Raw genomic sequence first — 22,352 nt, forward strand, 5'->3', positions numbered from 1 at the left:
ATCATATTCTTCCATAATAGGCCATATTTGAATAGAAATACCTGAAAAGTCAGGTTTATTTAAGAATTGGACTTAGAACCTTATACCCTCAATATTTACTGTGATATTCGCAACCTTGAGTCCGGTATGGTTCTCTACGTTGTACCTTACCTTCTGTATGATGTTTCCGGCGATTACTGAAATCTTGGTTCCATACTCTACCACTACAAACAGATCAATGGAAAGCTCGTTGTTCTTGTAGTTTATCTTGACGCCCTTGTTCAGGTGCTCTATCTTGATCAGCTCCCAAAGTCCGTCAGCTGTATTCTTGGAGGCCATGCCCACGACACCATAGCATTCCATAGTGGAAAGACCGACTATCTTGGCGATCACCTCGTCTGAGTAGGTTATGTTGCCGTTGCTGTTGGTTAATCCTATCAATTTACTCCCTCCTTGACTGAATTCATCTTATATAATATTATATTTTCATTGTAACTTCAAGATAAGCTAATGTACACGCAGGATAACCTCAACAGTCTGAATATTATTATTGAGCGTTTATCCTAAGTATCCTGAATGTACACGAAAATTATGTTGCATTCAAGTCCACCGTTATGTTAGAATGTTATTTGTTCCAATCGGGATATTAGTTTTCGATTTCATAAACTCTCATGGAGGAGGTGTAAATCTGATGGCAAGAGTATGCGAAGTATGCAACAAGGGTGTCATATCAGGAAAATCTTACTCACACTCACACAGGCAGTCACTTAGAAAGTGGGCCCCAAATCTACAGAAGGTTAGAGCTATTGTCGACGGAACTCCACAGAGAGTTGTCGTATGTACAAGATGCTTGCGTTCTGGCAAGGTTGAGCGTGCGATATAATTAAAGATTGACAGGATAAATCATCCGTTAGAAAACCCAGGGATTAAGTTCCCTGGGTTTTCTAACGTCCGTTTTTTTTCAGTCCCTTGACTTCATTACAATCACAATCCCGCTTTTGAAGGAAACTTCGATGGTCTCCCCTTCAAACTCGTTCGAGACGGTCCTGGGATCCCCCATCCTGAGCCTGTAGTCATTAAGAGGATATCTTGCCCCTTTGATCGTAAAGCCTTCCACATCGCCCCTGAAGGCCTGGAATGAGATGAAGTCCCCGAAATCGCGGATGATGGTTCCCGGTCTGCTGATCATGCTTATCATGTTGTTGCCGTCGATTATGAAAGCTTCCTTCCCTTCACTGAGGGCCTCTTCAAGAAGTCCAAGGTTTCCCAGGAAGTGATCGAGCCTCACTCCGGTGCATCCGAAGAAAAGGTATGAATCAGGGGAATATTCCCTTGCCTTCAGATATGCCGCTTCAGTGTCCGTAAAATCCTTGACAGCATCAAACTTCTGGATTTCACACCTGCCCTGAAAGAACTCCAGTGTTTCCTCACTGAGCGAGTCGAAATCACCGAGCAGCACATCAGGCATTACCCCAATTTCCTTTAGGAATTCTCCTCCCCGGTCAGCCGCAATTATTACATCACCTGGCTTCAGATACGAGATGAAGAGGTCCTTTCCAGGGCTTTTCCCCCCTGAGACTATAAGAGCCTTCATCTGAGGGCTTTCCTCAGCTTCATCATGTTCTCTGATATCTCATTGTTCCTGTAGACAGCAGATCCTGCCACGATGACATCTGCACCTGCCTCGGCAGCTGCCCTGATGTTGTTCTCGCCAATTCCCCCGTCTATCTCGATCATAAGCGAAGGGTTGAGCACGTCTGCCATTTGCCTGAGCTCCCTCACCTTATCGAGCGAATATGGAATGAATGACTGACCACCGAACCCTGGATTCACTGACATAATAAGAACAAGGTCGAGTTCAGGCAGAATATGCTTCAGAACCGAAACAGGAGTTGCCGGATTAAGCGTTATGCCTGCCATTACCCCAAGTCCCTTTATCCTTTGTATCGCCCTGTCTATATGAGTCTCAGCTTCATAGTGGAAATTTATCAGGTCCGCTCCCGCTTCCGCGAAGGCCTCGAAGAAATTCGAAGGCTCCCTGATCATAAGGTGTACATCAAATGTGAGCTTGGTAAGTGGTCTTATCGCCTTGATTACTGGCAGTCCGAAGCTGATGTTTGGGACGAAAGAGCCGTCCATGACATCTATATGGATCCAGTCAGCCCCGGCTGTCTCTGTTACCTCAATGTCCCGTCCCAGGTTGGCAAAGTCTGCTGATAATAATGATGGTGCTATCTTGACCATTTTTTCTTGTTTACCTCCATAAGTTCATTCAGAAATCTAAGATAGTAGTAATACCTTTTCTCGGAAATTGTCTTGCCCACCGCATCCTTTACACTGCAGCCCGGCTCCTTGTTGTGGGAACATCCGGTGAACCTGCAGTTCCCCTCATGCTCGTGGAATTCAGGGAAATAGTCCTTGAGCTCTTCAGTTTCCATCGAAAGCTCGATAGATGAGAACCCCGGTGTATCCACAACAAAGCCGTCATTAACATTTACAAGCTCGCTGTGCCTTGTGGTGTGCTTGCCCCTTTTGAGCCTTTCAGATACGACTCCTGTCTCCATATGCTCCTTCCCCAGTATACGGTTCAGCATGGTCGATTTGCCGGCTCCCGACGGTCCGCAGAACACAGTTATGTTTCCTGTAAGTTCCTTCAGGATAACGTCAAAGTCTTTTCCTTCCTTGGCACCGATGAAAAGCAGCCTGTAGCCGGTACCCATGAAAAGGTCCGTAAGCTCTTTCATCTGACCCTGATAGGACAAGTCTACCTTGTTGAACACAAGTACTGGAGTTATGTTGGACTTTTCGAGCATGACAATGAACTTCATAAGAAGCTCCTCGTTGATATCAGGATTCCTCATGGCTGACACCACAAAAGCCTGGGTTACATTAGCAACCATCGGCCTTTCAAGCTCCGATGACCTCGGAAGTATCTCAGAGATCACATTCGAATCCCTCTCAACCTCGATGACAACCTTGTCTCCTACCATCGGGGTCACATTCCTCAGCCTGAATATTCCCTTGGCTTTGCATTCGACTACTCCGCCTTCAGTGCTTACGTAGTAGAAGCCGCCTATTCCCTTTATAATCAATCCTTCCATGGCACCGGTCCCGTGATTTATTTGGGCATTGCCTCTTGGCCTTATTGCCCCTTCCTTAATTATATCCTTCAATTAATCTTTATTCCACAATTTATATGTCATCAGCCTTTCAATCATGTCTGCACAAATCAAAAAAGCCCCGAAGGGCTGATTTGAAAAAATTTATTTATGGCTGGGTTGTTGGTGCTGTTGTTGGTGCAGACGTTGGCTCGGGTATTGGCTCCGGTTCCGGTTCACCAAGGATCTCCACAGTGCTTCCGTATGGAACTGCCCTGCCGACATTCGGGTTCACATCCACCACGTTGTCAGTCCGCAATGTGTCTCCGCCAAGAACAACCTTCAGCCCCAATGATTCCAGTTCAGATTCGTATGCTGCCACAGTCATTCCTGTAAAGTCTCCAATCAGGACCTCCCTGTATTCATATACGGTCACATTCACCTTAGAGCCCTGCTTGACTTCAGTGTTCTCAGGTATTTCCTGAGCCTTTATGGAACCATCAAGCTTCTTGTCCCCGGTAGGCTGTTTGGTTACCGATCCAAGCTCAAGCTTTACGGACTCGAGAATACTTCTGGCTTCAGTTTCCGAGAGCGACAATAGGTTTGGCACCTTTGAAATCTGTAACTCAGGTCCCTTCGATATCACAATATTAACCGGGCTGCCCTTTGGCATGTCTGTCAAAGCCAGCGGCTCCTGGCTTATTATCTGACCCTGCGGAACGGTATCGCTGTATTCTTCAGTCACTGTGCCCTTAATGAAGTTATTGTTTGCAAGAAGGGTCTCTGCAGATTCAAGAGTCATGTTTATGATATCAGGAACCTTCAGTATTACCTGACCTGCACTTAGAACAACTTGTACAGTCGAGCCCTTCTTGACGCTTTCTCCTTCGCCTGGCAGCGACCTGAGGACAGTCCCCTCAGGAAGGTCAGAATTCTCTGTAGACCCTACCTGCATGACCAGGCCGGCATCTATAATCGTATCCTCGGCATTGTCCTTCAACATTCCGACAATTACCGGAACCTTGGTGTTTTCATCAACAACTGTTGTGGGGTTCTTGGTGCCTCCCCCGAATACGAATTGCCCGAGAAGTGCTCCCAGAGTCAGGAATACCACCATCACAAGGCCCACTATGAGTGCTGTCTTATTCTTTCCTGTTGGCTTTTCATCATCAAATATGTCGTCCTCAAGCGGATCTCTCTTAGGCTTTACTGCAGACATCACCTGAGTTTCACCACTGAACGTGGCTGCTGATTCGATGTTCTCGCCGGCCTTTACAGTCCTTAGGTCAACTAGGAATTCCTCTATCTTCTGATATCTTGCTATTGGATCCTTTGCTGTTGCCTTGAGTATGACTCTGTTAAGCCCTTCCGCCAGAAGAGGATTAACAGTCTTCGGAGGCTTGATGTCCTCCTGCATGTGCTTCAGTGCTATGGTTATAGGGCTCTCAGCATCAAATGGTACTGCCCCTGTCGCCATTTCAAACATGACTATGCCCAATGAGTAGATATCTGATCGTCTGTCGGTCAGGTTGCCCCTCGCCTGTTCAGGCGAGAAGTAGTGCGCTGAACCGAATATCTTGCCTGAGTGGGTGATTGTGTTTGAATCAGAATGCTTTGCTATACCGAAATCAGTGACCTTAACCAGGTTATCTCCGGTTATCATTATGTTTTGCGGCTTTATGTCCCTGTGGATTATGTTGTTGTTGTGCGCGCATTCAAGGGCTCTTCCGATCTGCATCGAGTAGTCCAGTATCTCATCGTTGGAGAGCTTGCCTTTTTCCCTTATGATCTGTTTAAGGGTCTTTCCCCTGACGTATTCCATTACTATGTAGTGGATATCATCCTCGCTTCCCACATTGTAAATGTTGACTATGTTGGGATGCGAAAGGAAAGCCACGGCATTGGCTTCCTGCTTGAACCTGTCAAGAATCTCCCTGTTCGAGATAAATTCTTCCTTGAGCACTTTGACAGCATCATATCTGTTCAGCTTCGTGTCCAGGGCCTTGTATACGGTAGACATACCGCCCTGGGCGATCTTCTCCACGATTTCGTAACGGTTGCCAAGTATTTTTCCTATCATTTTACTGCTTCTCCTCCAAATACCAAAAGAGTTATGTTATCCTTGCCGCCTCTTTCCTTTGCTGTTGAAACCAGATGCTTGAGGCTATTCCCGTTCTCGCCCTTTTCGCTGATCTCGAGGATCTCTTCCTCGGAGATGTAGTCAGTGAGCCCATCGGTGCAGAGAAGGTATATGTCGCCAGGATTCGACTTTAGCGTTTGCAGGTCGATTTCCACTTCCTCGTTGGTTCCTACTGCCCTTGTTATTATGTTCTTGTTGGAATGGTGCTTTGCCTCTTCAGCAGTTATGGTGCCCATGTCCACAAGCGCCTGTACCAGTGAATGGTCCTTGGTAAGCTTGGTTATGGAATGCTCCCTTATCCTGAATAGAGAGCTGTCACCCACATGAGCGACATGAATCCTTCCATGCTCTGAAAGTACTGCTGATACCGTGGTGCCCATACCCTTAAGGTGATTATCCGTGCCTGACATGCTGTAAATAGCCCTGTTGGCGGATTCTACAGCCTTTCTCAGCTGCTGGTCCGGTAATGCGGAAAGACCGCTTCCGAAAGCCTCCCTTATGGTATTTAACGCCATTTCGCTGGCCACTTCTCCGGCATTGTGCCCGCCCATTCCGTCGCATACGACGAAAAGCGCGAATCCATCACCCTCAAGCCAGCCGGCACTGTCTTCATTCAGTTTTCTGATGTTACCTATATCGGAAATCAAATCTACCATGTGCTGTCTCCTGTCCTACATGCCATCAAGATAGCTTCTTCTGAGCTGTCCGCATGCAGCATCTATGTCTGAACCCATTTCTCTTCTTACTGTGGCTTCTATTCCCCTTGAATCAAGGGCATTCCTGAAGCTTTCCACAGCCTTGTTCTGAGAAGGCCTGAAAAGCATCTCCTTAATTACGTTTACCGGAATCAGATTGACATGCGTCTTCATCCCTCTGAGCAGGGCCGCGAGCGCATATGCATCCTCCAGGCTGTCGTTGACACCGTTGACCAGTGAGTATTCGAAGCTTACCCTTCTTCCTGTCGTGTCCATGTAGTATCTGACAGAATCAAGTATCTCCGCAATGGACCAGCGCCTGGCTATCGGCATGATCTCTCGCCTCTTGTCGTCAGTTACGGCATGGAGGGATATGGCAAGGGTTATCTGCAGCTTCATGTCTGCAAGTTCCCTTATTTTGTCCACCAAGCCGCATGTCGAAAGGGTTATGTTCCTGTGAGAAAGGCCAAGCCCTTCTTTCATGTTGACAAGCTCAAGGAATTTCAGGACATTTTCAAAATTGTCGAGCGGCTCGCCGCTTCCCATAAGTACTATGTGTGACATCCTTTCTCCGGCTTCCTTCGAGGCTGCCAAAACCTGCCCGAGTATCTCACCCGGCAGAAGGTTCCTCACCATTCCACCCTTTGTGGAAGCACAGAAGGAGCAGCCCATGGCACAGCCGACCTGAGATGACACGCATACTGAGTAGCCGTACACGTACTTCATCACGACGGTTTCGATGATATTGCCGTCCGAAAGTGCAAGAAGCATCTTCACTGTCCCATCCTTCGATACCCTCTTGTCGATGACCTGAGGAACGTATATGACAAACGCTTCCTTCAGCTTCTCTATCGATGAGCCGTTAAGGTTCTTCATATCCTCGAAGGATTCAGCTCCCTTATAAAGGTAGTCAAGTAACTGCTTTGCCCTGAATGAGCCTTCACCTCTGCCTTTGAACCATTCCTTCAGTTCATCATAGCTCCAGTCGAATATATTGTCCAAAAAAACACCTCTTGTTTAGTTCTCCAAAGATTATATCATAAATCGCTGCAGATACTGAAAAACACTGCAGCCTAAAGGAAATCATAGGAATATTTTAAGATTTGGAAGTTCTCCTTACAAGCTTTGACAGGAAAAATCCATCCATGGTACCAGAAGGAAGCACAGTCACGAAACCTTCCTCAGAGTATATCAGGTTAGGATGGTCCCCAAGCTGAATCCTTTTTGCCTCGAAATCAGGATTGTTTTCAAGGAACCACCTTACGTTATCCTCATTCTCTGAAGGATTCAGGGTACACGTCGAATAAACCAGTGATCCACCGGTCTTCACATACAGCTTCGCGACATCCATAAGCCTTCTCTGGAGTTCTGGAAGTCCATCCAGCTCCTCCTGCGTCTTCGTATGCTTTATGTCAGGCTTCTTTCTGATTATACCCAGGCCCGAGCATGGTGCGTCAAGTAGAACCGAGCCTATACCGAAGAACTCAGGCATGGGCTCACCAGCATCGTGCAGTCCGGCCTCTATGCCCTTAAGCTTGAGCCTTGCTGCATTCTCCATGATTGTCCTTATCTTGGCCTCGTATATGTCATATGCAAGTACCCTTGCCCTGTCTCCTGAGAGCTCTGCTATATGAGTGGCTTTACCTCCGGGAGCGCTGCACAGGTCAAGGTAGGTACCGCCTTCCACAGGCTCAAGCAGTGGAGCGGCAAGCATCGAGCTTTCATCCTGGACAGTTAGGAAGCCTTCAGAAAATAACCTGTTTGCAGCTACTGAACCACCGCCGGAAATTATTATTCCGAACGGGGATACGGCTGTCGGCTCCGCACTGAACCCATCCTTTTGAAGCTCAGTGAGAGCATCCTCCCTTGTAATCCTGAGTGTGTTCACCCGATATGTCACTGCAGGCCTTTCATTCAGACCTTCAAGTATCTCCAGGGTCCTTGACTTGTAGTTTCTGCTGAAGTGCATGACCATCCATAACGGAAATGACTCTTCGTACGCCATCTTTTCAAGCTTTGACCGGAATCTGGGAACAGTATCATCCCTGGAAATGCTTCTCAGCACCGCATTCACAAATCCTGAAACCCTTGGGTTCCACTCCCTTGCAAGCTCAACAGCGTCGCTTACGATGGCATAGTCTGGTATCCTGTCCAGGTACTTGAGCTGATATACAGACATCCTCAATATACCAAGGACCCTGTCCTCTATCTTCTTCATTGGAGTCGTCGAGTTTCTGCCAATCATATCATCTATCGTCACAAGCCTCTTAAGGGTTCCATAGACCAGCTCGGTGGCAAGTGCCTTGTCATCGTCTTTCAGGTTCACTGAAGAAAGGGCATTATCCAAAGCGATGTTTGAATATGCCCCTTCATTCAAAATTTTCATCAAAGTCTCAAGTGCGACCGTTCTCGCTTTTGCAACCACCTTTTATCTTCTCCTGTTTCGAAGTACAAGGAGCCTTGCAAGGTTGGCTATTCCGGAAAGTGCAGCCGCAATGTATGTAAGTGCAGCCGCATTCAATACCTGCCTGGCTTTTCCGAGTTCATCGCTCTCCAGTATGCTGTATCCTTCAAGGACAGCCATGGCCCTGCTAGACGCATTGAATTCCACAGGAAGGGTTACAAGCTGGAAAAATACAGTTGCTGAGAACAGAACTATTCCTATGGTCTGAAATACGGGTATTGACAGAAAGAGACCAAGTATGAATATGCCGAATCCGAAGTTTCCTCCGATTGAGGCGACAGGAACCAAAGCTCCTCTTATTTTCATCGGCAGATACTCCTGCTGGTCCTGAATTGCATGCCCTACTTCATGGGCAGCTATTCCAAGTGCAGCTATTGAGTTCGAACTGTATACACCCTGGGAAAGCCTAAGCTTCTTGCTCCTCGGGTCGTAATGGTCGGTCAGGTTTCCTGCAACCTGTTCAATCGGAACCTCATAAAGGCCTGCCTTGTCCAGGATCAGCCTTGCAGCATCGCTTCCGGTCATTCCGCTCCTGTTGGCAACCCTTGAGTACTGGGCATAGGTGGACCTCACCTTGTTCTGTGCATACATGGCGATAAGTATCGCCGGAAGAAGAATCAGCATCGAAGAATCAAATCCATACATCGGATAATACACTATTACAAACCTCCCTTGAATTCAGTCGCATCAATCTTGTTTCCGTTAAGGAAATCCCTGATGGCCATAGGCTTTTTGTTCGGATACTGGACCTTCTGTATGCTAAGTGATCCATTTCCTGTGGACACCAGAAGTCCAGCCTTGGAGACCTCTATTATCGCTCCCGGTTTGCCAGTGGTCTCCTTAATGACCTTAGCCTCCAAAAGCTTCACCTGGTCGTCTCCTATGAAGGAATATGCTCCCGGTGAAGGGGCAAGGCCACGGATCAGCCTCTCTATCTCCGCTGCATCCTTAGTCCAGTCGATCAGTCCGGTTTCTTTCTTAAGCATGGGAGCATAGGTATGGGAATCATGGTCCTGCGCTTCAGGCCTTATTGTGCCTGCAGCGATTCCATCGATCGTCCTCAGCAGCAGGTCCGCACCCCTTTTACTCAGAAGGTCATGAAGCTCACCGGCTGTCATTGTTTCTCCTATGGCAACCTCATCCTTCAGGAGCATCGGTCCTGTATCAAGTCCCTTTTCCATAAGCATCGTAGTATTTCCTGTCTTTTCATGGCCTTCTATGATTGCCCAGTTTATTGGTGCTGCTCCTCTAAGCTTCGGAAGAAGCGATGCATGCAGATTGATGCATCCGTACTTCGGTATCGAAAGCACTTCCTCGCTCAGTATCTGTCCATATGCTACAACAACTATGAAATCAGGCTTCAGGGACCTCATCTCTTCTATCGCATCCCTATCGGTCCGCAGCTTTGATGGCTGGATTACCCGGATGCCTCTCTTAAGTGCTTCGTCCTTTACAGGCGGAAACAGAACCTTCTTTCCTCGTCCCTTCTCCTTGTCAGGCTGAGCTACAACCAGCTTCACTCCATGTCTTTCGTCCAGCGCAGACAGTGAAGGCACCGAAAAATCAGGAGTTCCCATGAAAATTATGTCCAAATTACACCGTCTCCTCTTCAGGCTCGAAATCCTCAGGAACATCCTCAAGCTTATCCGTGAACAGGCTTCCGTTGAGGTGGTCATTCTCGTGGCAGATAGCCCGGGCAAGAAGCATGGAAGCTTCCAGAGTGAACTCCTCCCCGTCCTCGTTCAGGGCCTTTACCTTTACAAACCTTGGTCTCTTGACCACACCGGATTCGCCAGGAACCGAAAGGCAGCCCTCATAGTCAAGGTACTCACCCTCCATCTGAAGGATTTCAGGGTTTATGAATACATATCTCTTTTCTTCCAGTCCAATCACGAAAATCCTCTTGAGGATTCCGACCTGAGGTGCGGCAAGTCCGACCCCATCCTCATGGACCATGGTGTCAAACATGTCCTTGATCAAAGTCTTTATTCTTGGTGTTATCTCAGCCACAGGCTTGGCTGTCTTTCTGAGGACATCGTCCCCTACTGTCCTTATAGTTCTTAGTGCCATATCTTATCTCCTTGTCATAGCATGCTTGTCGGATCAAGGTCTATGCTTGTCCTGACATCCCTCACGCTCTTCTCGAGCACAAGGTCCTTTATTCTTCTTGCAATATCCGGGTCCAGTTCACCTTTGAGCAGTATCTGCCATCTGTGGTTCTGCTTTATCTTGGAGATAAGGCAGGGGCTTGGACCTAACATGATGATTTTATCACAGCCAAATAAAAATTTTCTTAATTCAGTTCCGATTGTTTGTATATTTTTTATTAACAGGGCTTCATCCTCAGAACTTTGAACAATCGACATGATCCTTGAAAACGGTGGATTGTTCATCATTTCCCTTGCTGCGATTTCACGCCTGTAGAAGCCCTTGTAGTCATGCTCCTTTGCGCTCACTATGGAGGGGTCCTCCGGCGTGTAGCTCTGGATCACCACTTTTCCCGGCTTGTCATGACGTCCTGCCCTGCCTGCAACCTGGGTTATGAGCTGGAATGTCCTCTCACCTGACCTGAAATCAGGAAGGTTCAGTGAGAGGTCTGCAGCGATTATGCCAACCAGCGTCACATTCCGGAAATCAAGACCCTTGGTGATCATCTGTGTTCCTATCAGAATGTCCCCTTCGCTGTTCTTGAAGGAATTGTACATATCCTCGTAGTCTGACTTGTTCTTTGCTGTGTCCCTGTCCATCCTTACTACCCTTGCTCCGGGAAACTCCTTCTTTACCATCTCCTCTACCTTCTCAGTACCTGTTCCGAACTGCTTTATGTATTTGCTTGAACAGGATGGACAGGTTTCCGGAAGAGCCTGCCTATAGCCGCAATGATGGCAGGAGAGGTCCCTGGAGGTATGATATGTGAGGCTTACGCTGCAGTTGGGGCAATTGAACACATGTCCGCATGAGCGGCAGGATACGAATGTCGAATAACCTCTCCTGTTCAGGAACAGTATTACCTGTTCTTTGGATTCCAGCGCCTTTTCAATCTCGCCCCTCAGTACCCTTGAGAACATGGTCCTGTTCCCTGCTTTGAGCTCATCCCTCATATCCACCGTAGTCATTTGTGGAAGGGTACCTCTGGTTGCCCTTTTATCCAGGGTTATCAGCCCTATTTCACCAGATACAGCCCTATGATAGCTGTTAATTGAAGGCGTCGCAGATGCGAGTACAAGTCTCCCGCCTTTTCTCATCATCATGAATTCAGCCATTTCCACAGCAGAATACTTTGGGCTCATTTCCGACTTGTAGGATGTCTCATGCTCCTCATCAACAACTATGAGACCCAGGTCCCTGAACGGCAGGAAAAGTGCTGACCTTGCACCTACTGCTATCTTTACCTCGCCATTCTTAACCCTGTGCCATTCATCGAACCTTTCACCTTCGGAAAGCCTGGAATGGAATATCGAAATATCCTTCCCGAACCTTCCCTTGAACCTCTCGATCATCTGGGGAGTGAGGCTTATCTCAGGCACGAGAACTATGCTGTCCTTGTTTTCCTTAAGCATCCTCTTTATGACATCCATGAAAACTTCGGTCTTTCCGCTACCTGTTATACCGTGTACAAGATATGTCCCCGGCCTCGCCATTATCGTATCGGAGGCGCTGGTCTGCTCCTTGTTAAGCTTAGGCGCAGCATAGTTTTCATAATCCCTGACATCATGCCTGCTGCTCCTGACTGAAGACACCTCGATCACACCATGCCTGATGAGTGTATTAAGGGAGCTTGTTGAAAAGCCCATCCGGGAGATGTCGGCCCTTATGAATTTCCCAGGATTCTTTCCAATAAGGTCGGCTATTGAAATATATGGCTCCTTGTCCAGCTTTCCTGAAAGGGCGATACTCGGATACAGCTTTTCCTCGGTCTTGAAATCAGCACCCTTGAGGGTCCCAACCGGAATGAAAAGCCTTATGCCTTCAAGATATGTGCAGAGGTATCTTTTCCTCATCTCCTCCACTACTTCAACAGACCAGCTGTCAAAAAGAGTTCCCGGAAGTACCGATGAGACATCCTTGATTCCCCTGACATCTGCTTCAGGCATGATCCCAACAACAAATCCGTCAAGCTTCCTGTTGGATGCTCCGAACGGTACCTTCACCCGGCTTCCAACGGATATATTCATTTTATCCGGTATCCTGTATGTAAAAATCCTGTCCATGGCCTGCGATTCGTTGTTTACAACTACCCCGGCGAATCCCATTCGCTCACCCCCTCAACTGTCTCATTGCTCCGATTCTTCAACCAATATCCGTTTCCATTTCTCTAATTTCATCCATCAGGAACATGAATCTTTCCCGACCTTCTGAAATCTTCTCTTCGAGAAAATCTTCAAAACCCTCATTGAAAATCTTATCCTCAATGCCATAATCCCCGACAAGCTTCATGTTGACCTCGGCATCATGAATGCTGCCGGCTATATCCTGAACAGCCTTCAGACGTGCACGCCAGACGGCACCTCCAAAGTCGCGCTCTTCCTCTGCAAGCTCCAGACTGTATAGTGCCTTCTTTACAGCAATCCTGTACTTATGTATACTGCGCTTTTTCCCAAAGCTTTTGCCTGCTTCTTCCCTGAGTTCCTCGATCATGCTGCTTAACCTGAGCTTTGCAAATGATTCGAAATTCCCATGGTCCTTCGCTTCATCCGTCAGCTTCAGTGATACCACCATATTCCCAAGCTTCTTCACTCTTTTCAGGATCAGTTCCCTGTCTTCTTTTCCAGACATTGATCCTGCTTCGATCTTCATGATTGTGTCGTTGGCACTGTCCTTGTGGTCCGGATTTTTCTCTGCATAATCCTTCAATGATTTTATAAGCATGTCAGCCTCACGCTTTTCACCGAAAGCACTTATGGCATCCTTGAGCATTTCATCAGCAGATTCAAAATCGGAGCCATTGAACAGAGGATAGAACAAATAGAGTATGGAGGTAAGGACCCTGATATCCACTCTCGCATCATGCACAGGTTCAGGATCCTCTGAATCTGCAAAGTGCCTTGTAATATCTGTGTTCAGCCTTTCCAAAGTTCTTTTGATCAGTGAAACATATGCATCCTCGCACCTTAATGCTGCCATACCTGATGAAGCCTGGGCTGCAACCCTATACGCCTTCATTCTCAAACACCCGCTGCAGCGGTGCTCAGGACCTTAAGGTTCCTGTCATCGAAGCAGACCATGACAACCTTCTCCAAAGTATCATCCTTTCCAAGGAAGTCGTTCACGGCTGTCAATGCAACCATGGCAGCTTCCTCCAAAGGGTATCCATATACTCCAGTGCTTATCGAGGGGAACGCTATGCTTTTAATACCATTCGAAACCGCAAGCTCCAGGGACCTCAGGTAGCAGCTGCGAAGAAGAATGGCATTGTCCTGGCCATTCCTGTAGATCGGACCTACCGTGTGAATTACATGGCGGGCCTTGAGACTGTAGCCTTTGGTGATCTTAGCTTCTCCTGTTCTGCAGCCGTTAAGGCTTCTGCATTCTTCAAGGAGACCGGGACCTGCAGCCCTGTGTATCGCTCCATCTACACCCCCGCCACCAAGCAGGCTGCTGTTGGCGGCATTGACGATTGCATCTGTGTTAAGCTGAGTTATATCTCCCTTTACTATCTCAATCCTTTTGTCCATGCCTCTACCTCCTGGTACTATATACTTAGATTATACAGCCTTGACCAGTCTACAGGAACTTACGGAGAAGGAATGCAGAAATATTGCAGAAATTCAAAGGACCACGTGATTCCATGGTCCTTTATCTGCCTATTCCCCTTTGAGGATTTCGTCAAGAAGCCTGTCGGCTGTTTCCCTTTTGGTCAATTCTCCAAAGGCTGTCTTTTTGCCATCCCTGGAATAAAGCACCAGAGAATTCCTGTCCTCTCCAAAAACCTTGCCTCCGGAAATGTCATTCGCCGCTATGAAGTCGAGGTTCTTCTTTTCCAGCTTATCAACAGCATATTTTTCGATATCGTGGGATTCCGCTGCAAATCCTACAAGCACCTGCTGCTTCTTTCTCTCTCCCATCTCACGGAGTATGTCATTGTCCTTCTCGAGCTCGATGATAAGGGGACCTTCAGTCTTCTTTATTTTGGTCTCAGAATATTTTCTGACCTTGAAATCTGAGACAGCAGCAGCCTTTATGACATAGTCCATTGAGTCATACACGGACAACGCAGCATCTCTCATCTCACTGTTCGTCCTTGCTTCAAGAAGCCTGACTCCACTTGGAAGAGGCACGGTAACCTCACCATAAACAAGTGTCACGTCCGCTCCTCTGTCCCTTGCCGCTTCAGCGATGCTTATCCCCATCTTTCCTGAGGACCTGTTGCTGATGAACCTTACCGGGTCAATGGGAGCTACCGTTCCACCTGCAGTGACAAGGACCTTTTTACCTTGAAAATCATTCTTAGGGTAAAGCAGCCTGATTATATCATCCACAATATCCTGTACGTTCGCCAGCTTCCCTTCACCCACATCTCCGCATGCCAGCCTTCCGGATCCGGGCATTGTGAAGCTGTAGCCAAGGCTTTTTAGCTTTGCAATATTTTCCTGTACAATTGGATTCCCGAACATCTTGGTATTCATTGCAGGTGCTATGAGCTTTTTGGCTTCAGTAGCCATTATTGAAGTTGTAATGAAATCGTCGGCGATTCCTCCTGCAATTTTCCCTATGATATTTGCCGTAGCAGGCACGATTGCGAACACATCAGCCTTTTTCGCCAGTGATATATGAGCTATCTCCCAGGTCTTTGGTTCCATGAACATGTCCGTAAGGACAGGATTCTGGCTGAGTGACTGGAACGACAGCGGGCGCACGAATTCCTGGGCTGACGCAGACATGGCTACGTCTACCTCAACTCCAAGCTTCTTTAGTGCAGACACGACCTCAAGGGCCTTGTATGCAGCAATGCCCCCTGTAACACCTATCACCACGTTCTTCAATTTACTTCACTCCGTCCTTCAGAGTCTCGTAATGTATCAGTCCTTCATTGACCTCATTTATAGCTATTGAAAGCGGTTTGTTGCTGTCAAATTCAGTAAGCAGCGGACTCCCGTCAAGAATCTGCCTTGCTCTTCTTGCTGTAACGGTCACAAGCCTGTACCTGTTGTCCACCTTTTCGAGAAGTTCAGTCACCGATGGTTCAATCATTGAATGCATTAAAATTTTCCTCCTTCAAGGATATTAATTCCTTGCTTATCCTGGTTACACGACATTTCTCAGCTACTACTATGCTCCTGAGTTTTTCATAGGACTCTGCCACAGTCTTGTTTATTATAGCGTAATTATACTTGGAAACATAGTTGAGCTCGTCGAAGGCTGCCCTGAACCTTGTGATCAGTGATTCAGGTGTTTCGCTTCCTCTTCCCACTATCCTCTTCTTAAGCTCGCTCATGGTAGGAGGCAGAATGAAGACAAATATGCCTTCTGTTGTATTCTCCTGGACGTTCAGCGCCCCCTGGATATCTATCTCCAGTATGACGTCTACCCCTTCAGAAAGCTTCTTTTCAACCTCTGAACGGGGAGTCCCGTAATAGTTGCCGTATACCTCGGCATATTCGAGAAAGTCGTCTTCAGCGATCCTCCTCTCGAATTCCTCCCGGCTTAAGAAAAAGTAGCTTTCACCATGTACCTCTCCGGCTCGCGGCTGCCTCGTTGTTGCAGACACAGAATTCCACACGTCCCTGTTCTTTTCCGTATATTCCCTGCAGACTGTTCCCTTGCCTGCACCTGAAGGTCCTGAGAGGACCAGAAGCAATCCTCTATTCATCTATGCCGACCTCATCGATCTGGCCGTCCATGGACTGAAGCCTGTGTGCAACGGTCTCCGGCTGCACTGCGGAGAGTATGATATGGTCTGAATCCGTGATAATGACGGCTCTGGTCCTTCTTCCATATGTGGCATCTATGAGCATGCCCCTGTCCCTTGCCTCCTGGATTATCCTTTTTATTGGTGCTGATTCCGGGCTTACTATCGCTACCAGCTTGTTGGCAGAGACTATGTTCCCGAATCCTATGTTGACAAGCTTTATCGCCATGAGAACCTCCTTAAGTTCAATGGAGAATGCATCACTCTATGTTCTGCATCTGCTCCCTTATTTTTTCGATGTCGTTCTTTATTTCCAGGACGGTGTTCGTTATTGTGATGTCCACCGATTTGGATGCCATGGTGTTAGCTTCTCTGTTCATCTCCTGAGCCAGGAAATCAAGCTTCCTTCCGACAGGTTCCTCCTCTGCGAGGAATGACCTGAACTGCTCCATATGGCTTGAAAGCCTCGTTATCTCCTCGTCTATGCTGGCTCTGTCAGTATACAGGGCAACCTCAAGCGCCACTCTGTTCTCATCTACGGGTATCTGGTCCATTATGCCCTTGAGCCTTTCAAACAGCTTCTCCCTGTATGCGGGCATGACTGTAATCTCCCGAGCCTTTATGACCTCAAGCTTTTCCAGAATGGAATCAGCCTTTTGAAGCATGTCTCGCTTCAAAAGCTCCCCTTCCTTCTGTCTCATGACCTGCATTATGGCTGCTGAATCCCTTACTGCCTTTTCGAGAAGTATCCAGATCTCATCCAGGTTCTCTTCAGTCTCTTCAGTATAGACCACGTCTGGAAACTTCGAAATCAGCGAAACCGAAACATCATCGACAAGACCCAATTCATCCCTCATTTGCTTAAGGATAGATGCATATCTTCCAGCCAGAGATTCATTGTACTTGACCTCAAGGTCATCCTTGATATGGTTCCTGTAGGTTATGAACATGTCGAGCTTTCCCCTGGTTATATATTCCTGGAGAGTCTTCCTCATCCTGTCTTCCAACGGGAACAGGCTCTTTGGCATTCTTATGTTGACGTCGAAATATCTGTGGTTTACTCCCTTAAGCTCCACAATGACGCTTCTTTTGCCGTCATCGGCCAGGGCTCTTCCGAAGCCTGTCATACTTTTTATCATGAGATCCTCCGATTTCAGTTTATAAACATTATAGCTGTACGGCGGCACAAAGTTCAAGCACAAGGCACTATGTCACGAGATGCGGATACAGGTCATGCTCAAACCATTCCCTCACATCATTCGGGTCATTGAAGAGTGAAAGTGCCACCATAAGCTTTATCCTTGCCTTCTGGCCCGGCAGACTTTCCCCGAATATTACTCCCATGGACCTCAGGTGTTTTCCTCCACCCTCGTAGCCATAGCTCTCGTAAACCCTTCCTTCGTAGCATCTGGAGACAATAACCACAGGTATGCCTTTGGACAGGGCATATCTTATGCCTTCAACCATCTGCGGAGGTACGTTTCCTCTACCAAGGGCCTCGATTACGATCCCCTTGTCGCCCTTGTCAACTGAGAACCTGATAAATGAGGAATCCATTCCGGCACAGGCCTTGATCAATGAAACCCTCGATTCTACCTTTGACACGCTCCTGCATTGCCTGCCTGACGCTACCCTGTAGTATATCACACTATTGTTGTCTATTATCCCTATGGGACCGAATAAAGGTGTCCTGAAAGCGTTGAGAGCCATGGAATTGGCCTTGGTGACCTCAGACGCGGAATGCAGCTCGCCATTCATGCAGACAAGGACTCCCCGCCCTTTGGATGTTTCCGTGGAGGCAGCCACAATCGCCTGGGCCAGGTTGAAAGGTCCGTCATAGCCGAGCTCTGAACCGCTCCTCATGGAGCCAGTAAAAACTATCGGTTTTACAGTCTCAATCGTAAGGTCCAGAAGATACGCTGTTTCCTCCAGAGTGTCCGTACCATGGGTTATTACAATCCCGTATATACCTTCATCTTCCAGCAGCTTCGTTACATAGGCCTGCAGGTCCATTATCCGGTCTATGGTCATGTGAGGACTCGGAACTGAGCTGAAGTTATGTGAAACCACCTCAGCATGTTCTTCAATTCCGGTGACCATGCTCATTATCTCCTCGCCGGTAAGCGTCGGAACTGCAGCCTTGAGCTTCGGGTCCAGCTTCATTGAGATGGTTCCCCCGTTGAACACCACAGCGATTTTTCTCATTTAAGTCACCTTTTTTTCAGCGAAATACTGGTAGTAGTATGTCATTATCCTTCCATTGTAAAGCTTCCTGTTTTTTGAGGCCTTTCTTCCGAATGCCTTTTCGAAGCCATCCATGCTTGAAAGGACATAGTAATCCGCATCCTGCATCCTGGCTTTGTCTCGGCCGAGCTTTGTCATTAGTGCAGTGACCTCTGCAGCCTCTCCCATTCTTTCTCCGTAGGGTGGATTCGTTATAAGGATGATATCCCTGTCATTAAGTGTCAGGTTCCTGAAATCTTCCTTGTAGAAATATATGTTGTCAAAGACACCTGCCTTCTTGGCATTGATCCTTGCAGTGCTTAAGACATAAGAGTCATTGTCGTAACCGGTTATTGACAGCTTTCTTCTCTTCTCAGCCAGCTTGGCACCCTCCCTGACCTGCTCCCAGATGTCCGAAGGGAAAGTTGGCCAGGTTTCTGAGACGAAGGGCCTTGATATGCCAGGCGTAATGTTCTGGGCTATCATCGCCGCTTCAATCAGTATTGTTCCCGACCCGCAGAACGGATCCACAAGCGGCCTCTCACCGTCATAGCCTGAGATCAGTACAAGTGCCGCTGCAAGAGTCTCCTTCAGCGGAGCTGTTCCCGAGCTTTCCCTGTAGCCTCTCTTGTGAAGCCCGGGGCCAGACGTATCAAGTGACAGAGTCACCCTGTCCTTTAGGATGCCGACCTCAATCTTATACACAGGTCCGTCTTCAGGGAACAATTCATTCCTGTATGTCTTTCTCATTGAGTCAACGACTGCCTTCTTGACTATGCTCTGGCAGTCAGGAACGCTGTGGAGCGTACTCTTTACCGATTTCCCCGTTACGTGCATCTTACCGTCCAGTGGAACTATCGAAGGGAAATCTACTGCAAGGGTTCCCTGATAAAGCTCCTCGAAGGAAAATGCCTCAAATTCTGAAAGGCAGATGAGCACTCTTTCCGCAGTCCTGAGATGGATGTTGCATATTGCTATGTCCATCTCGTCACCCTCGAACATGACCCTGCCATTTTCAAGCTTAAGGTCCTCGTATCCCAGGTCCTTCAGCTCCCTTGCGGTAACATTCTCAAGTCCGAAGGCACACGTGGCTATGATCTTATAATCCATCATTCTCTCCTTCGGCGATAACCAGCGATATTGGGCAATGGTCAGAGCCAAAATATTCGTTGTGTATTCCAGTGTCTTGCACTAGACCTTCAGCATTGTCAGAAACCACGAAATAGTCTATGCGCCAACCTACATTCCTGTCCCTCGCCTTGAACCGCTGGTCCCACCAGGTGTAAATCTCAGTTTCCTTGTTCCTGTCCCTGAAGACATCCTTGAAGCCTGATGCGAGAAGCCTTGTGAACCACTCTCTCTCAATAGGCAGAAAGCCAGAGGTTGTTTCGTTGGACTTTGGATTCTTAAGGTCTATCTCATTGTGGGCCACGTTGAAGTCGCCAGTTATGATCACATTCCTGCCAGCTTCCCTTAAAGCCATGAACTCCAGTAGCAGGTCTTCATAGAACCTCATCTTGTAGGCAAGCCTGTCCTCTCCTCTTCCCCCGTTCGGAAAATAGATGTTGAACAGAGTGACCGTCCCATTGTCTATCCTTATGACCCTGCCTTCGTCATCATAATCAGGAATCCCTATACCATACCTTACGCTGTCTACAGGTACCCTGATGTAAGCTGCGACTCCGCTGTAGCCTTTTCTGAGTGCTGAATGCATGTGGAGAGTGTAGCCCATTTCCTTCAGAAAATGATCATTCTCCAGCTGGCTTTCCTGCATCTTGGTTTCCTGTATCAGCAGTATGTCTGCATCAAGAAGAGCGACGCTCTCCCTGAATCCTTTTTTAGTTATCGCCCTGAGCCCGTTTACGTTCCATGAAACAATCTTCATTCTATTCTCCTATAGCTCATACAGCTTTACAGCCTCATTGCCGTCTGTTTCCATGAGCTCCACCTGAATCAGCTCCTGCCTGGATGTGGGTATGTTCTTCCCTACGTAATCTGCCCTGATTGGGAGCTCCCTGTGGCCTCTGTCTATAAGGACGGCAAGCTGGATGCTCTGGGGCCTTCCGTTTGAGAATACCGCATCTATGGCAGCCCTTACAGTTCGACCAGTGAATATGACATCATCCACCAGTATTACCTTCTTCCCCTTTATCTGGACATCAATTGCTGCATCCTTGATCATAGGCATCTCATAGCTCTGCTCAAGGTCATCCCTGTAGAACGTGATGTCCACGCTTCCGACAGGTACCTTAGCATCCTCGAATGACTTTATGTTCTCTGCGATCCTCTCGGCAAGAGGCATCCCCCTTCTTTTGATTCCAATGAGGACTATGTCCTCCACACCCTTGTTCTTTTCGACGATTTCATGTGAAATCCTCGCAATCGCCCTCTTTATGGCCATTTCATCCAAAAGGTTTGATTTGAAGTTCATATCGCGCCCCCCTGCCTTTTTAGGTTTTTCAGGTATTCTCTGAATTCATCATGAACCGGTCTCCAAAATAAGAGCCTTTTGCCGCCTGGAACATAGAATCCCAGCTTTGCAGCATGCAGCATCTGCCCTTTGGTCCTGTCCTTTTTAGTGCCATATACGAAATCACCGACAAGCGGGTGCCCGACCGATGCCATATGTACCCTTATCTGGTGAGTCCTGCCTGTTTCAAGCCTTACCCTGAGGAGAGTACAGCCCTTGTATCTTGCAATCACCTTCCAGTGTGTTACGGCACGTTTCCCATCCTTGTCGATGCCCATCTTCAGCCTGTCCTTCTTCGACCTTGCCATCGGCGCATCTACTGTTCCCTCGTCGTTTCTGAAGCTGCCATGGCAAAGGGCGATATATTCCCTGTCCATGGAATGGTCCTTCAGCTGCTCTGAAAGCAGCTGATGTGCCTTGTCGCTCTTCGCAACAACCAGGAGACCTGTTGTATCCTTGTCTATCCTGTGGACTATTCCGGGTCTCAGTACACCGTTTATTCCTGACAGGTCGCTTATGTGGAAAAGAAGCGCATTGACCAGAGTATCAGTGTAGTTTCCTACTGCGGGATGCACAACCATGCCTTTAGCCTTATCAACCACAAGCAGGTCCTGGTCCTCATAGACAACATCTATAGGCAGGTCCTTGGGGACCACTTCAAGTGTATCAAGCTCAGGAAGCGAGACGAGTATGGTCTCTGTGCCCTTAAGCCGGTATGAAGCTTTCCTGTCCTTGTCGTCGACTGTTATGAGGCCATCATCCAGAAGCTTCTGAACATAGGACCTCGAAAGGTCCTTGAGAACTTCAGTCATGAATACATCAAGCCTTTTTCCGTTATCCTCATCCTTTGTAAGGAACTGAAGTTCTTCCAAATCTAATCAACATCCTTCAAAATATAAATTATGAGAAGCGCAGTACCGACTGTAATGAACATGTCAGCCACATTGAACGAGGGGAAATAGTAGCTTGTCTTCCAGTGCCACTCAATGAAGTCTACAACATACCCCTGCCTTACCCTGTCCACCAGGTTTCCAACGGCACCGGCTACTATCATTGCATTGCTGAGAGTGAACAGCACCGTCCTTTTTTTAGTCCTGAAGTAGTTGATTATTATTCCCAGAATCACAAGAGTCGTAGCTCCTGCTAGGATGTATGCCTTTCCCTGGAATATTCCGAATGCTGCCCCTCTGTTCTCAAGATACGCAAGGTCGAAGAAGCCTTCGATAACTGTTATTCCGGAGCTGCCCTTGAGCACGGCAATTGCCCAGGCCTTTGAAATCCTGTCCAGCACAAGGCCGATTATTACTATGAGTAAAGCCATAAATTCCTCCAAATGGTTCTTTTTGGTGCAACGACAAACAAAGCTTTCTCGCACCGTTGAAAAAAGCTTGCATAAAGGTTTCTGTGTCGTGCAGGACATCCTGCAGTCTTCCC

At 47.7% G+C, this 22,352-nt stretch carries 26 protein-coding genes; 1 reads left to right on the plus strand and 25 read right to left on the minus strand.

From position 1 onward, the window contains the following. Nucleotides 1-72: 72 nt before the first annotated feature. Nucleotides 73-420 (minus strand): Asp23/Gls24 family envelope stress response protein, encoded by a 348-nt coding sequence (locus J2Z34_RS05105; protein ID WP_209458788.1) that lies wholly within the window; start codon nt 418-420, stop codon nt 73-75. 250 nt (nt 421-670) lie between these two features. Between J2Z34_RS05105 and rpmB the strand changes: the two genes are divergently transcribed. After that, the gene (gene rpmB, locus J2Z34_RS05110; protein WP_082447540.1) at nt 671-862 is read left to right on the plus strand and encodes a 50S ribosomal protein L28; all 192 of its coding nucleotides are present in this window, start codon (nt 671-673) and stop codon (nt 860-862) included. Between the two features lie 78 nt (nt 863-940). Here rpmB and J2Z34_RS05115 read toward each other — a convergent pair whose 3' ends face one another. The 24 genes from J2Z34_RS05115 to lspA form a co-directional block, all read right to left on the minus strand. After that, nucleotides 941-1,573, minus strand: a complete 633-nt coding sequence (locus tag J2Z34_RS05115) for a thiamine diphosphokinase (protein ID WP_209458789.1) — start codon at nt 1,571-1,573, stop codon at nt 941-943. Next, nucleotides 1,570-2,223 (minus strand): ribulose-phosphate 3-epimerase, encoded by a 654-nt coding sequence (rpe, locus tag J2Z34_RS05120; RefSeq protein ID WP_209458790.1) that lies wholly within the window; start codon nt 2,221-2,223, stop codon nt 1,570-1,572. Before rpe ends, J2Z34_RS05115 begins: the two co-directional genes overlap by 4 nt. Further along, nucleotides 2,211-3,080 (minus strand): ribosome small subunit-dependent GTPase A, encoded by an 870-nt coding sequence (gene rsgA / locus J2Z34_RS05125; protein WP_209458833.1) that lies wholly within the window; start codon nt 3,078-3,080, stop codon nt 2,211-2,213. The genes rpe and rsgA overlap by 13 nt, the downstream gene beginning before the upstream one ends. 166 nt (nt 3,081-3,246) lie before the next feature. Then, nucleotides 3,247-5,157: a Stk1 family PASTA domain-containing Ser/Thr kinase gene (pknB, locus tag J2Z34_RS05130; protein WP_209458791.1), complete on the minus strand. Its 1,911-nt coding sequence runs from the start codon at nt 5,155-5,157 to the stop codon at nt 3,247-3,249. Beyond that, a complete protein-coding gene (locus tag J2Z34_RS05135; protein ID WP_209458792.1) occupies nt 5,154-5,873 on the minus strand; it encodes a Stp1/IreP family PP2C-type Ser/Thr phosphatase in 720 nt (239 codons plus the stop codon). The genes pknB and J2Z34_RS05135 overlap by 4 nt, the downstream gene beginning before the upstream one ends. Nucleotides 5,874-5,888: 15 nt before the next feature. After that, a complete protein-coding gene (rlmN, locus tag J2Z34_RS05140) occupies nt 5,889-6,914 on the minus strand; it encodes a dual-specificity RNA methyltransferase RlmN (protein ID WP_209458793.1) in 1,026 nt (341 codons plus the stop codon). A gap of 94 nt (nt 6,915-7,008) precedes the next feature. Further along, the gene (gene rsmB, locus J2Z34_RS05145) at nt 7,009-8,337 is read right to left on the minus strand and encodes a 16S rRNA (cytosine(967)-C(5))-methyltransferase RsmB (protein WP_342453108.1); all 1,329 of its coding nucleotides are present in this window, start codon (nt 8,335-8,337) and stop codon (nt 7,009-7,011) included. Nucleotides 8,338-8,340: 3 nt separating this feature from the next. After that, nucleotides 8,341-9,021, minus strand: coding sequence for a zinc metallopeptidase (locus J2Z34_RS05150; protein ID WP_209458795.1), 681 nt, complete (start codon nt 9,019-9,021; stop codon nt 8,341-8,343). 14 nt (nt 9,022-9,035) lie between these two features. After that, nucleotides 9,036-9,968 carry a methionyl-tRNA formyltransferase gene (gene fmt / locus J2Z34_RS05155; RefSeq protein ID WP_209458796.1) on the minus strand — a complete coding sequence of 311 codons (933 nt, stop codon included), beginning with the start codon at nt 9,966-9,968 and terminating at the stop codon, nt 9,036-9,038. A gap of 1 nt (nt 9,969) precedes the next feature. Continuing rightward, nucleotides 9,970-10,446, minus strand: coding sequence for a peptide deformylase (gene def / locus J2Z34_RS05160; protein ID WP_209458797.1), 477 nt, complete (start codon nt 10,444-10,446; stop codon nt 9,970-9,972). A gap of 14 nt (nt 10,447-10,460) precedes the next feature. Then, nucleotides 10,461-12,629, minus strand: a complete 2,169-nt coding sequence (gene priA, locus J2Z34_RS05165; protein WP_209458798.1) for a primosomal protein N' — start codon at nt 12,627-12,629, stop codon at nt 10,461-10,463. A gap of 37 nt (nt 12,630-12,666) precedes the next feature. Further along, a complete protein-coding gene (locus J2Z34_RS05170; RefSeq protein WP_209458799.1) occupies nt 12,667-13,539 on the minus strand; it encodes a CHAD domain-containing protein in 873 nt (290 codons plus the stop codon). A gap of 2 nt (nt 13,540-13,541) precedes the next feature. Further along, nucleotides 13,542-14,051 (minus strand): O-acetyl-ADP-ribose deacetylase, encoded by a 510-nt coding sequence (locus tag J2Z34_RS05175; protein ID WP_209458800.1) that lies wholly within the window; start codon nt 14,049-14,051, stop codon nt 13,542-13,544. Between the two features lie 129 nt (nt 14,052-14,180). After that, entirely contained in the window at nt 14,181-15,359 is a 1,179-nt protein-coding gene (gene coaBC, locus J2Z34_RS05180; protein ID WP_209458801.1) for a bifunctional phosphopantothenoylcysteine decarboxylase/phosphopantothenate--cysteine ligase CoaBC, read from the minus strand. A gap of 1 nt (nt 15,360) precedes the next feature. Next, nucleotides 15,361-15,576, minus strand: coding sequence for a DNA-directed RNA polymerase subunit omega (gene rpoZ, locus J2Z34_RS05185; protein WP_245250520.1), 216 nt, complete (start codon nt 15,574-15,576; stop codon nt 15,361-15,363). Beyond that, complete coding sequence (gene gmk / locus J2Z34_RS05190) at nt 15,560-16,186, minus strand: guanylate kinase (protein WP_209458802.1); 627 nt, start codon at nt 16,184-16,186, stop codon at nt 15,560-15,562. The genes rpoZ and gmk overlap by 17 nt, the downstream gene beginning before the upstream one ends. Continuing rightward, a complete protein-coding gene (gene remA, locus J2Z34_RS05195) occupies nt 16,179-16,454 on the minus strand; it encodes an extracellular matrix/biofilm regulator RemA (protein ID WP_023387385.1) in 276 nt (91 codons plus the stop codon). The genes gmk and remA overlap by 8 nt, the downstream gene beginning before the upstream one ends. A 31-nt stretch (nt 16,455-16,485) precedes the next feature. Then, nucleotides 16,486-17,364 carry a YicC/YloC family endoribonuclease gene (locus tag J2Z34_RS05200; RefSeq protein ID WP_209458803.1) on the minus strand — a complete coding sequence of 293 codons (879 nt, stop codon included), beginning with the start codon at nt 17,362-17,364 and terminating at the stop codon, nt 16,486-16,488. A 67-nt stretch (nt 17,365-17,431) separates the two neighbouring features. Beyond that, nucleotides 17,432-18,430 (minus strand): asparaginase, encoded by a 999-nt coding sequence (locus tag J2Z34_RS05205; protein WP_209458804.1) that lies wholly within the window; start codon nt 18,428-18,430, stop codon nt 17,432-17,434. Further along, nucleotides 18,431-19,558: a THUMP domain-containing class I SAM-dependent RNA methyltransferase gene (locus tag J2Z34_RS05210; protein WP_209458805.1), complete on the minus strand. Its 1,128-nt coding sequence runs from the start codon at nt 19,556-19,558 to the stop codon at nt 18,431-18,433. Next, nucleotides 19,548-20,333: an exodeoxyribonuclease III gene (locus tag J2Z34_RS05215; RefSeq protein WP_209458806.1), complete on the minus strand. Its 786-nt coding sequence runs from the start codon at nt 20,331-20,333 to the stop codon at nt 19,548-19,550. The genes J2Z34_RS05210 and J2Z34_RS05215 overlap by 11 nt, the downstream gene beginning before the upstream one ends. 9 nt (nt 20,334-20,342) lie before the next feature. After that, nucleotides 20,343-20,879: a bifunctional pyr operon transcriptional regulator/uracil phosphoribosyltransferase PyrR gene (gene pyrR, locus J2Z34_RS05220; RefSeq protein ID WP_209458807.1), complete on the minus strand. Its 537-nt coding sequence runs from the start codon at nt 20,877-20,879 to the stop codon at nt 20,343-20,345. Further along, nucleotides 20,876-21,790 (minus strand): RluA family pseudouridine synthase, encoded by a 915-nt coding sequence (locus tag J2Z34_RS05225; protein ID WP_245250521.1) that lies wholly within the window; start codon nt 21,788-21,790, stop codon nt 20,876-20,878. The genes pyrR and J2Z34_RS05225 overlap by 4 nt, the downstream gene beginning before the upstream one ends. Before the next feature lie 2 nt (nt 21,791-21,792). After that, complete coding sequence (lspA, locus tag J2Z34_RS05230) at nt 21,793-22,239, minus strand: signal peptidase II (RefSeq protein ID WP_209458808.1); 447 nt, start codon at nt 22,237-22,239, stop codon at nt 21,793-21,795. Nucleotides 22,240-22,352 lie beyond the last annotated feature (113 nt).

It is taken from the genome of Youngiibacter multivorans (assembly GCF_017873395.1).
GTDB lineage: Bacteria > Bacillota > Clostridia > Clostridiales > Clostridiaceae > Youngiibacter > Youngiibacter multivorans.